This is a genomic window from Mesorhizobium sp. WSM4840, assembly GCF_055811755.1.
In genome coordinates this window covers 1-10,851 of the sequence record NZ_JBVVQD010000069.1, presented here as the reverse complement: position 1 = coordinate 10,851, position 10,851 = coordinate 1, and the positions used below count along the sequence as shown (strand labels likewise).

11 protein-coding genes and 2 pseudogenes are annotated in these 10,851 nt (G+C 59.6%); 2 read left to right on the top strand and 11 right to left on the bottom strand.

Going from position 1 to position 10,851, the window contains the following annotated elements; genetic code table 11:
• Both AC0L3I_RS36315 and AC0L3I_RS36310 read left to right on the top strand, forming a co-directional pair.
• On the top strand, window positions 1–120 hold a 120-nt coding region (locus tag AC0L3I_RS36315), incomplete at its 5' end, for an integrase (protein WP_473530153.1).
• A gap of 61 nt (window positions 121–181) precedes the next feature.
• Window positions 182–352, top strand: a pseudogene (locus tag AC0L3I_RS36310) (integrase); the annotation flags it as partial.
• Between the two features lie 18 nt (window positions 353–370).
• On the opposite strand, the gene AC0L3I_RS36305 reads toward AC0L3I_RS36310, so the two are convergent.
• From AC0L3I_RS36305 to repC (AC0L3I_RS36255), 11 genes and pseudogenes are all read right to left on the bottom strand, one after another.
• Window positions 371–853 (bottom strand): RES family NAD+ phosphorylase, encoded by a 483-nt coding sequence (locus tag AC0L3I_RS36305; protein ID WP_473530149.1) that lies wholly within the window; start codon window positions 851–853, stop codon window positions 371–373.
• Entirely contained in the window at window positions 850–1,281 is a 432-nt protein-coding gene (locus tag AC0L3I_RS36300) for an antitoxin Xre-like helix-turn-helix domain-containing protein (RefSeq protein ID WP_473530148.1), read from the bottom strand. The genes AC0L3I_RS36305 and AC0L3I_RS36300 overlap by 4 nt, the downstream gene beginning before the upstream one ends.
• Window positions 1,282–1,369: 88 nt before the next feature.
• Window positions 1,370–2,575: a plasmid replication protein RepC gene (gene repC / locus AC0L3I_RS36295; RefSeq protein ID WP_473530152.1), complete on the bottom strand. Its 1,206-nt coding sequence runs from the start codon at window positions 2,573–2,575 to the stop codon at window positions 1,370–1,372.
• 155 nt (window positions 2,576–2,730) lie between these two features.
• Complete coding sequence (repB, locus tag AC0L3I_RS36290) at window positions 2,731–3,747, bottom strand: plasmid partitioning protein RepB (RefSeq protein WP_473530147.1); 1,017 nt, start codon at window positions 3,745–3,747, stop codon at window positions 2,731–2,733.
• On the bottom strand, window positions 3,747–4,940 hold the full coding sequence (gene repA / locus AC0L3I_RS36285; protein ID WP_287196163.1) for a plasmid partitioning protein RepA: 1,194 nt from the start codon (window positions 4,938–4,940) through the stop codon (window positions 3,747–3,749). The genes repB and repA overlap by 1 nt, the downstream gene beginning before the upstream one ends.
• Window positions 4,941–5,214: 274 nt before the next feature.
• Window positions 5,215–6,102, bottom strand: coding sequence for an ArdC family protein (locus tag AC0L3I_RS36280; RefSeq protein ID WP_473530146.1), 888 nt, complete (start codon window positions 6,100–6,102; stop codon window positions 5,215–5,217).
• Window positions 6,103–6,331: 229 nt separating this feature from the next.
• Window positions 6,332–7,384 (bottom strand): Fic/DOC family protein, encoded by a 1,053-nt coding sequence (locus tag AC0L3I_RS36275; RefSeq protein ID WP_473530151.1) that lies wholly within the window; start codon window positions 7,382–7,384, stop codon window positions 6,332–6,334.
• 67 nt (window positions 7,385–7,451) lie between these two features.
• Entirely contained in the window at window positions 7,452–7,658 is a 207-nt protein-coding gene (locus AC0L3I_RS36270; protein ID WP_107652809.1) for an antitoxin VbhA family protein, read from the bottom strand.
• 120 nt (window positions 7,659–7,778) lie between these two features.
• Entirely contained in the window at window positions 7,779–8,111 is a 333-nt protein-coding gene (locus AC0L3I_RS36265; RefSeq protein WP_473530150.1) for a DUF736 family protein, read from the bottom strand.
• A 398-nt stretch (window positions 8,112–8,509) separates the two neighbouring features.
• Window positions 8,510–8,994 (bottom strand): annotated as a pseudogene (locus AC0L3I_RS36260) (thermonuclease family protein).
• Complete coding sequence (gene repC, locus AC0L3I_RS36255; protein ID WP_473530145.1) at window positions 8,991–10,271, bottom strand: plasmid replication protein RepC; 1,281 nt, start codon at window positions 10,269–10,271, stop codon at window positions 8,991–8,993. Before repC (AC0L3I_RS36255) ends, AC0L3I_RS36260 begins: the two are co-directional and overlap by 4 nt.
• Window positions 10,272–10,851 lie beyond the last annotated feature (580 nt).

The window sequence follows — 10,851 nt, the reverse complement described above, 5'->3', positions numbered from 1 at the left end:
CGCGGCATTCCGCTGCCCGAGGCGATGCAGCAGTCCCAGCATCGCTCCGTGCAGCAGGCGTCGAACTACTACAACGACGCCGAACGCACGCTCGGGCGGGCGGCGCGGATCATCGTCTGAGCCGCAGATCGATCCGACACATCACAGCTTGCGGCGTCAGCTCCAGGACAATTGGTTCGAGGCAGCCGCATTTGCCGGCGTGCGCGGCGACTGGTCGGAAGGCGAACGGGGCCAAAAGTTCTCCGGCCATTCCCTGCGCGCCGGCCTTGCCTCATCGATCGAGATGACACGCAAATACCAGAGCCGACGTGACCCGTTCCGTGTCAATCTCACCAAGGCCTCGAGGCTGTAGGCGACAAGCCCCCCCGCGTTACGCGCCAAACAACCGCCGGTCCCAGTAGACCGGCTGGTGCAGGCTTGTCTGGATCCTTGAAAACTCCGGATGCGCCGGATTGATCAGCACATTGCAATCGAGACGCGCCACGACACTCGGCACCAGCAGGATGGCGCTGCGCCGTTCTAAACACCAGGTTTCACCAAATCCCCTGCTCACCGTCGCCGGCATCGTGTCCCAGCCGGGCAGTGACGGCTGGGAAAAGACCTCGTAGCTCAGTCCGCGCGGGATCGTGATTTCGATGTAGTGCTGGTTGGGCGGCAGTCGGCCGCTGCCATGCACCAGCTTTTCCAACAGGGCCGTCGAATAGTGCTCGCTGGTGTAGATGATAGGACTTCCGGGCGTGTTCCATCGGCCTGGCGCGATTGTCGACCCGGTCGCATCGAAGATCGGGTAGGTGCCGGCCGGATCGCCGATGCGAAAGGACGAGAGCGTGCGATCGAGAGTCTGCGCCGTCACGCAGCGCTGCCGTACTTCAGACTTGCGAGGATTTCGACCACCATTTCGGCGCCGAACTCGCTCAGGATAACGACGTCGATCGGTCGCTTGTCCTCGATCATCGGGTGCGGCCGAAACAAGAAATCGCGCGCTTCCTCTTCGTTCTGCCAGACATCGACAGCAAGGCCCCAGACGCGCGCGACGCGGGCCAATCGTGTGCCCTCGTCCGACGAGAGGCGATGTACCGCCTTGCGCCGCTCGTAGGTCGCCTTGGGGATCAGCCGGTATTTGAACTGAGCATCGCCAGGCGCCAGAAGATGCGCAACGCGCTCAAGCGCCCCGATGGGAAGTCCATCCTCGATCCGGGAGATCAGCCCGAAAGGCGACCGCGCCGCCACCTCTTTGACGGGCAGCCCCAACACGTCGGCGACATTTCCGAACGCTAGCATTTCACTCTCCATTCCATGTGAGGCAACATATAGCCTCACATGGTGCGCCATGCAAGCCCCGCATCAGCGCGAACCGATCCGCCAACGGTTACCCTGTCATCTTTGCTGTCACGCCGTTGGCTCGCAATGCCGCCATCAGCATAGGCCCGACCGAAAACTCCCCTGCCCTCGCCTTCTCGGTCAGCACGCGCAGATAGCCACCAGCTGACTCGATGTGCTGTGCCCGCTGCAGAATGCAGGCAATCACCACCGCGGCGATTTCCTGACCCATGACATGGCAGGCATCCTCATACGCAGACGGCGAAACGCCCAGGTATCCCCGCACATGGGCGGCGGTGATCATGAAATCGCGCCAGTTGCCGATCCCCTCAACGGCGTAGTCTGCAATTTCGGGGCAGGCCTTCAGCACTAGCCCCAGCGGATAGGTTTTCGGCGGCTCTGCGGTCCTCGTTAGAGGCTCGGCCCCCGCCCCGCTTTTTTCCAAAGCAGGTTCAAATTCAAAAATAGAGTCGGTATTTGAATCAGATTGCTGCCGCTCGCTTTGGGACTCATTGCCGCTCGGATTCGTAGATTCCATATGGATTTCCAGCAGCTTATCCACGTCGTCACGCAACGCGGCCAGATCGGCCACGATAGGTTCGAGCTCGGCAATGCGGGCTCGGCGCGGAATTGTCTCCACAATGGCGCGGAAACGCCTCCACAGGCTTCCCCAGTCGCCCGGCACGTCTTCCTCAACGGCCGCCTCGACCAACTTCTGGATATCCCGGCGGTGTAGCGTAATGCGTTCCCTCATAAGCCTGAGCGCCCTGTTGTCGGCGCGAACACGCTCGGCCGCCGCCTCGAACTCTTGAGCACGGGCCAGCAGCGGCGCCAGCGAGAAGCCAAATGCTTCCTCGATCTCCCCACCCCTGCCCTTCCGTGCATAACGCTTGCCGTTCGGGCTGTCCCGACGGATGACTAGACCGCAATCCACCAGCTCCGCCAGGTTCCTCCGCAAGGTGGAATCGGGCATGCCGTGCGCCCTGAGGGACAGCTGTGCGTTCGAGGGAAACACGATGAGGCCGTTTTCCTCACTCAACTCACTGTCAGGATAGAATGACAGCAACGCATTCAGGACGGCCAAGGCGCGATCGCCGATGCCGTTGATGCTCTTGCCCTCGCAGAGGTTCCGGTAGATCTGCCATTTGTCGACGACCCTGCCCTTGGGGATCTCCCGTGACTCGTTTTGCGCTGCCAGCATGGCAAGCGACATCGGCCGCCGCCCAAAGGGCGTCGTTGCAATACCCGTCTCCATTTCTTCCTTCGCCTTCAATTAGGCAAAAGAAATCCGTCCGCCGAATCGACGCTTAAAACTCTTGACACTGATTCGTGGAAATGAGATTCTCGGCTTGCTACAGATCGAGAAGGGCTTCCACGGTTCGCCGTCGGGGGCCTTTTTCTTTTGCGGTTTCAGTTCTCCTGCTTCGACTGCCAATCGGCATAGAGGCCATCTAGCCGTTCGGTAATGTATGCGGCAAAGAGCGGCCCGTTGACCGCGCCAATAGCGATTGTGGCGGTTTTTCCGTTGGTTTTCAGCGAGACGCGAATCGATTTGTCAGCGGGGGCCCAGGATTTGAGCGTACCGTTGCTTTTGGGCGTCTTCTCAGGTTTGGTCGTCAGGGCATCGACCACTGCTTGAAAGCGTTGATCGCTCGAGAGCGCCTTGGTTTCTGGTTCCGACAGCAATGCCAGCACGTTATTGACGTTTGCCTTCGGCAGCAGGTCGGCGAGTTCCATCCACCGCCTACGGCCGATCTCAGGCGCAGCGCCTATGGCTTCGATCAATTCGATTGGCACCTGCCGCACAACAGAGACCATTTTCGACAGAGCAGCCTTATCGATCCCGAGGGCCGCCATGATGGTCTCTCGGGAGAACGAGCGGTCTTCCAGGCGAACTGCAAACAATGCTCTCTCTATGTATGAAAGATTAGTCCGGGCGTTGTTCTCCTGCCCCTGACTGACGACGAGCTGGTCGTCGGAAAGTTCCCGGACGACCGCGCGGACGTTGATACCTAATAACTTGACGGCCGCCAGTCTCCGATGGCCATAGGCGACCTGATACCGTCCCCGGGCGTCTGGATGAGGGCGCACAAGGATCGGCACCTGTTGTCCGTGGTCCTTGATTTGCTCGCTAAGCTGGGCAAGCTTGACGACATCGATGCCAATGCGATCGCTGACGAAAGAGGAGTCAACGAGGGCTGGATCGATCTCAATGATCGTTTGCCCTTCGGCTAGCTGCTTCTCGATATCTTGGGCGCGTTCGAACTTCTGCGTAATGTTGCCGAGGGTCTTGGTGATCCCCCCAATGGGAGTGTTGCGCACAGCAGGAGGGACGAAGCCCGCGATCGGTCTCGCAGCCGTCATCGGCGATGAAGTTTCAGTGGCTGGGTTATCAACCGAAACCTCAATGAGATTCTTGCGGGCCATTATTTCCTCCCCCAAGTCGCCTTCAGCAGGCCTTCGATTTCCGAATTGACCTGATTCAAGGACTCCATAGCGCGGTCGTACGTTCCCCTCGTGAATTGCGACCGCTCGACTTCATAGAGGGTCTGCTTTGTCACGCCTGCGTCGGATATCGCCGTCGATTTGAGCATGGGGTTGTGAAGCATCCGATTCCCAAAGATGGCGCGCATGAATCCAGTCATCTGGCTTTGCGGGCCGTCATTCGGCTCGAAACGTGTCACGAGATAGCGCATCCAGTCGTAGCTGGTGCGTCCCCCTGCCCTTTCCACGACAGCCATTAACTCGCTGGTCATCGCCAGAAATTGGCTCATCGACATCACATCGAGCATTTGTGGGTGAACGGTAATGAGAACCGACGTCGCGGCACAAAGCGCCGACATCGTCAAAAAGCCCAGTTGCGGGGGGCAGTCGATAATGACCACATCGTACAGGCTTTCAATATCGGTCAGGACTTCGCCGATCCGGGCAAAGAACATCGATTCTGCCGATCCAGTCATAATCGCTTTTGGGGTCTCATGCTCGAATTCCATCAATTCGAGGTTGCCCGGCACAATGTGCAAATTCGGCGTGTATGTCGCCCGGACGATCTCCGAGAGCGGTCGCGGTTCGTCGTATCGTATAGCGCCAAAGAGCGTCTCGCCTTCGCCAACATCGAGTTCGGGCTGATGGCCGAACAAAGCCGATAGCGACGCTTGTGGATCGAGATCAATCGCAAGCACCTTATAACCCCGAAGTGCCAGATACTGGGCAAGGTGCGCGGACGTGGTTGTTTTTGCGGAACCACCTTTGAAATTCATGACCGCAATCACCTGAAGTTTCTCCCCGGGACGGCGGCTCGGCACATATTTTGGGGACCCGTTCTTTTCGTCGAGAGTCTGCCGAATCCGCCCCATGTCGTCCGGCGTGTACATGCGCCGACCATTAGCCAGCGGCTCTGGCCCGTAGCCTTCGGATGCGACTTGCCTGAGATATCCTTCTCCGATGCCGATGTAATAGGAGGCCTCGGCCGGGCTGAAATTACGAATCGCCTTCTGAGAATTCGGAGGAAAGATCTTCTGCTGGTGCAACTGCAACTGACGTGACAGTTCGAGCGAATCTGCCGACAACATGGACGGCAGGTGCTCCTGTTCACCGCTTTGAATTGAAGTCTGTAACATCCTTGGCCCTCGAACTGCGCAATTAATGCTAAGATGCGATAAACTGCGCAGTTACAATAAGACCCGATTCGTTACGAATTTACAAACGCTTAACCCTGATGCCGTTTCGAGCTTAGTTGTCCGCGGACAACTCAAAGGGGAATGCAGGAAAACACCTCAGACCGAGCAGTGGTTGTCCGCGGACAACCAAGTGGCAAGTCACGTGAAACGATGAAGGATCGATTGCTGTGACAGTGCCGAAGTCCCCCGCCGCCGTCCCGATAGCCGCTTCTCCTTATGCGGCGTCCTGTCCGGCGGCTGGCTGCAGGGCCGTGAGATACTCGGCAGCGGCCTGCGCCTTCGCAGCGGCCGTGATAATGGCCCTCTTGTCATTCTTCAGGACCTCGAGCCAGCTCGCCAGATAGGCGGCTGTGTTGTCGCGTGGATCATGCGCCACGCCCAGGTCGGCACACAGGAACGATGCCGCGAGCTCCGCAACAAGCTCCTCCACGGCGTAGCCTTCACTGCCGAACCTGCCCGTCAGATCGCGGTCCAGGCGATGCTTTGCGCCGGACCAATGCGAAACCTCGTGTAGCAAAGTCGAGTAAAGGTAAACCTCGCTGTCGAAACGCCCGCGGTCAGGCATGAGGATGTCATCGATGCTGGGCCGGTAGCAAGCTTTGGTGCCACCGTAGCTGACGCTTGCGCCGGTGTTCTGCACGAAGCTTTCGACGGCCTCAATGTGCGGAACCGGATTGCCCGGCAGCTCTTCGGCCGGGCTGAAGAACCGATCCGGCATGTTCTCGATCTGCTCAATATTGAAGACGGTGTAGCCCTTCAGATATGGAACCGCGCGGTCTTCGTCGTCGTCGTGATCCTTCGGCATGAACGTGCCGTACTTGACGACAAGGGTGCCCTTTTCGCCCTTGCGGACCTGACCGCCGAAGTCCTGGGCCTGCCGGTAGGTCATCCAGGTGTTTTCGTCATAGCCGAACATCTGGCCGGCGACCCACAGCATGATGACGTTGATGCCGCGGTAGGCATCGCCGGTCGCGCGGCGCGGGATGATCGAGCTTCGGCGGGCGTTGCCGCGCCAGGGGCGGATCCAGGGCTTGGTGCCGGCTTCAAGCTGCTCAACAATGGTGTCCGTGATGCGCTGGTAGGTATCCTTGATGCTCTGCATGGCCGTCTCCATCCGTTGGTTGACGGCAAAAGACCGGAGATAGCCGAAACGAGCCCATGCACCCCGTAGGGGCCGAAACGGAGAGGAGGACCGCGACAGCGGTTGCATGGGGGAGGGGCTATCGTAGCTTGTCCGTCAAATCACCCCGACGGATGGAGGCGGCCGGCCGCATCGAATGCGCCGGCCGGTCAACTACGGTTGCCGAGCAGTTTGAATCCGGCGAGCGACGTTATCGTTCATGGTCGTCGCTTTTGCGCTCGCGAGCCCGCTGCGCCGCGATATCGGTCTCGATAGCCTTCAGCTCGCTGGGCGTGTCCGGCCGGGTCGCTTCGGCTCGTTGGGGCTGTGCTGGCCGCTCGATGGCCTGCGACTCACGGCCGAGGCTGGAAAAGTCCGATCGTGCGGTGAAGGTGAATTGAGTTTCGTCGTCCGGCAGTCGTTCGGGCAAGTTCGCGCGATCGACGGCGACAATCCGCTCGTCCGTGACAATGCTGGCGACACGGTCGTCATGGCCGAGTATCTGGCCGGTGACTTCTTCATCCGGGCGAGCCGTGCGAACGTTGTGTTCAAACGGATCTTCGCCGCGCGCCTCGAGGTCGGAAAACGCGGCGCGAAGGGCTTCGCGGCGGTTCGGGTCCACCGCGTCCTCGAGCAGATGTTTCATGGCGGCGCTTGACGGGTCGTTCGTGGTTTCGATCGACGCCTCGACGATGCGCGGTTTGGTGATGACGGTAAAATCGACTTCATGGCCGTAGTGGCGCCCAAGCTCGGCAATGAAAACCTCCTGGGTGCGACCGTTGCCCTCGCGAAAGGGATGCACATAGTTGAGTTCGGCCATGACCTGGCCGGCGCGCTCGGCAATCTGCTCTGGCGTTGAATTGCGCAAAACGTCGGGATCACGGATAGGCTTCAACGCCTCGTCGAGCCCCATTTCGATGCGCGAGCCATGCAGGAATGCCGTACTGCCTTTGGAGAGCCCGCCGATCGGCTCCACGCGCTCGCCGTCCACGATCGGGGATTCGTTCCTGGTGTGCCCAGCCCATTCGTAAACGTCCTGAAAAATATAGCCGTGAATAGCTTTCAGATGCGCTTTGTCGAACTGGCCGCTCGGGCCGTCGCCCTCCGCAATCTCCGCCATGCGGAAAGCGGTCGCTCGGTACTCTTCGGTGCGCAGCTCGGAATTCGACTCGATTCCGAACTTGTTCCGCAGCACATCGGTACGATCGGGATCGTCCGACGTGTTCGAGTAGAAATAAGAACCTTGGGCAGGGCTGTCGGACATGGGCAAGGTCAACAAAAAAACCGCCTGCGTAGGGCAGGCGGCCTTCGCCTCTAGAGGTTGGTTTCGGTTATGCCCGTTTCGCCGGGCGCACGACGCGCAGGCGATACTCTTCACGGGTGATGTCGCCGGCGACATAGGCCGCCGTCGCTTCCTCCAACACCGGATCGTGAGTGTAGCCCTGTCGGATATTGGCCGCACGCGCTTGATCGGTCGCCTTGCGGCGCCGGGCGACGGCTTCCGGCGAGCGGTCCGGACGGGTAGAATGGATATTCATCAACAGATCTCCGATAGCTACAAACACTAGCAGAAAAACCGCTGAAAATCGAGCGGTTTGCCGCATTTATCGGCCTCGTGAACGGATGCGCCCGGCTCGGGGCCGGGCGCATCGCGTCGATCAATCGCGGGGTTCCCATTCGATGATCGCCTGCAGCGTAGGATCGTCCTGGCCGGGGTAGCGGCCGAGATTGGCGTTGAAGCCGAGACGCTTGATCGACAGCGTGTAGTAGGGCTTATTCGCCTCGCTGGTCTTCTTCCAGATGCCGCCGACCTCGATGTCATAGCCGCGCGGGGACTTGGCATAGACGCGGTGGGTCGGGGCTTTCTCGTTGCTCGAGTCGAACGGAACAACGTGGATGTCCAGGTCGCGATCGATGGTGGAGATGAGGCCGTTGCCCTTGGCGGCATCCAGGTCGTCGGTGTCGAATTGGATGAAGTTGGTGGTGGTCATGTCAGTCACTCCTCTTTGGTGGTTGCTACGATTGTTCACGGGCACGGCGGAAAGCGGTGCGCACCGCAGGCCGAAGCGGTAGCGGAGGAAGCCGGAGGCCGGAAAAATTTGCTGCGCGAGGAGCCGCAGGCGGGGAAATTTTTGCGGTCGCCGGATTTGCGCAAACCGCGTCGACGTGCGAACGAGCGTCAAAAGCAACCGCCATGGAGGGGTGAGGGATGAACATCATTGGCTATCTGCCTCCGGATCGGTGACGGCCTGCAGCGGCAAGAAGTGACCCTATTCTATTCACAATCCGCGCCGGCACAACGGCTTTGTGCCATTTTGCGCCAGAATCGAGAAGCAAATTGCTTCACCGCTTCTGCCAATTCATAGCGCCGATTTGGATATATGACAGGTCAATGCGCTGGAGACTTTTTAGCGCGCCGGTAGAGATGCGGACTTTCGATCTCGGCCGACCAGAGCCCAAGCCTTCGGTCTCGAGCGCTGTTCTCGGCCTCGCCATACTCCACCAGGTTGATCGGATGGGACGACGGCAGATATCGAAGCATCGACTCGGCAAGCCCGGCGCGGACCATCGCCAGCCCGACATCGGTTTCCTTGTAGAAGCAGTGCCCCACCAGGCGGCGATACTGATCGCGGTCGATGATCCGGCAACTGACGTGTTTCCCATCGATCATTCGCCGAAGAAAGGCCCGGCCTTCAATGCCACGAGCTCGCAAGCGTCGATCGCCGCGATCCGGATGCGCTGCTGGCGCACGCTGATCGTGTCTCCGTCAATCACCCGGACAGTGCCGGACCAGGTGGCTGGATCGGCCGCGGCTGCGCCGACGCCGATGCAAACTATCGCGACCGCAGCCGCCAATGCCGCTCGGAACCTCAATTCAACGCCTCCGTCATGTTGCGCGCCACGAGCCCGAACACTGACCGGGCAAGATGAAGCTCGCCGGCGGCCGCGCGCTCTGTCATGGCCCGCAAATAGCCGCCCGGCGAGGTAACTTCTTGCCGGTCGAGCTTCTGCAGCGTCACCGCGACCGCCACGGCCGCCTGCTGCTCGCCCATTTGGTCGACCGCGCGGCGGCGCGCATCGTCGGAAATTCCAGCAATTCGGCACATTTGGGGCACGATTCGCGCCAGTTCGGCCCACGTACGGGGCAGGGCAAAGCCGTAGGTGTCTAGCGCCGGTATCGCCCGCACCAAGTCCTGCAAGGCCACAAGTGCCTGTGGTGGGTGCTTCGGTTGGTTGACTTGGCGCGAGCCGCCCCCCAGGCTTTTTTCATAAGCCCATTGGCTGGCAGAGCCAGCCTCTAGCAAACTGAGTTGTTCGGCGTCGGCCGAACGCCGATTCTCGTTACTATTCACAATAGGATCAGGATTTGTAATCTGTCTGTGCATGTCGTTTTCGGCATTCGCGCATGCCGAATTCTCTGTCACCAACGCGGATTCAGAGCGGCGGCAGAGCTGCAGGGCTCGTTCGATGAGCCACTCGAACAACGCCGTAGCGCGGCGCAAAACTGCGCTCGACGCCTTTGCGGCAATACCGACAACCGCAACGACCCGCTCAAGTCGCGCCTCAAGCCGTGATCGGGCGCGCTCTGAGAGTCCGGTGGCGGTTGCCAAAGCGTACCGGAGATTGCGCAGCGCCCCACGATAGCGGCGCAGCGCAGCGCTTGCGGCTGCTTTCTCGGCTTTCGCCTGCCGTACCAGCCCATCGAGCTCGCGGTAACGAACAATCAGAATGCGCATATCGATGCCGCAACCGTCGACAATCAGACCGTCGGCGTTGCGGTGCGGATATCGCTTGTAATTGCCGCTGTCCTGCATGGTGACGAGCCCGGCGTCGAAGAGGTTCGACAGCATGCGACTGACCCGTCCGACCGAGCGATTGATCTCGAAGGCGAGCTGCTGGTTGGACTTGAAGATGATCGGCCGCCCGTCTTTGTCAAAGGCCTCAGGCGACGCCGTGTTGACCAACGTGACCAGAAGATGGCTTTCGCTCGCGTTTATCAAGCCCGTGCAGGGCAGGTTGTGCGCGAGCACGGCAAGCTGCCCGCGTGTCACCGATCCCATCTCAGCTGACTCTGACAGTCGCCGGTATTCGGTGCGTTGTGGCGTCACTCTGCGACCGATCGGCCGCTTCAGTGGCACAGCTTCTCCCATTCTCGTCTCCTTTTTGGTGGAGACCAGGCAAAGCAATCCCGTTCACCGAAACGGTGCTTTTCAGGTTGACAGAGGAAGGGAGGTTTGCGACAAAGTCTTGGCTAAATTGATTTATTCGCAAACCGCTTCCGGGATTCGTTTCGGGGCGGTTTTTCTTTTTTCTGGTCGGTCTATTTTCTCCGTCGTAAGCGCTAAGTTGGGTGGCCCGGGGATCATTGATTCCGGGTCATTTGCAGAACCATAACCTGAATAGCCAAATTGGCGCAACAATTGCGCTACCACCGGTAGCAATCAAACCAAATTCCGAGTGTTTTGGCGTGCTTCATAGCTCAGAGCTCTCCGGTGGACTCTATCCGTTATACCTTCTTGGCTATATGAACGACAGCAAAGCACCGGCCTGGGTATTCAAGCCGGTGCTTTTTTGCGGGCGGGAAGGGGAGTTTGAGGGGAGGGGGAACGGGCCTCCCCTCGACGCGGATTGGGGCCGGTCGATCCGACACCGATGTCGCGCTGTATTTAAAGGTGAGACTTCTCGCCTAATGATATCAAGCTCTTAGCCTTGTACTTAAATTGAGAATTT

Bases quoted from the DNA above. Each gene is read 5' to 3' on its own strand.
- AC0L3I_RS36300 (WP_473530148.1), bottom strand. From the start codon at position 1,281: ATGCTAGCGTTCGGAAATGTCGCCGACGTGTTGGGGCTGCCCGTCAAA.
- repC (WP_473530152.1), bottom strand. From the start codon at position 2,575: ATGGAGACGGGTATTGCAACGACGCCCTTTGGGCGGCGGCCGATGTCG.
- repB (WP_473530147.1), bottom strand. From the start codon at position 3,747: ATGGCCCGCAAGAATCTCATTGAGGTTTCGGTTGATAACCCAGCCACT.
- repA (WP_287196163.1), bottom strand. From the start codon at position 4,940: ATGTTACAGACTTCAATTCAAAGCGGTGAACAGGAGCACCTGCCGTCC.
- AC0L3I_RS36280 (WP_473530146.1), bottom strand. From the start codon at position 6,102: ATGCAGAGCATCAAGGATACCTACCAGCGCATCACGGACACCATTGTT.
- AC0L3I_RS36275 (WP_473530151.1), bottom strand. From the start codon at position 7,384: ATGTCCGACAGCCCTGCCCAAGGTTCTTATTTCTACTCGAACACGTCG.
- AC0L3I_RS36270 (WP_107652809.1), bottom strand. From the start codon at position 7,658: ATGAATATCCATTCTACCCGTCCGGACCGCTCGCCGGAAGCCGTCGCC.
- AC0L3I_RS36265 (WP_473530150.1), bottom strand. From the start codon at position 8,111: ATGACCACCACCAACTTCATCCAATTCGACACCGACGACCTGGATGCC.
- repC (WP_473530145.1), bottom strand. From the start codon at position 10,271: ATGGGAGAAGCTGTGCCACTGAAGCGGCCGATCGGTCGCAGAGTGACG.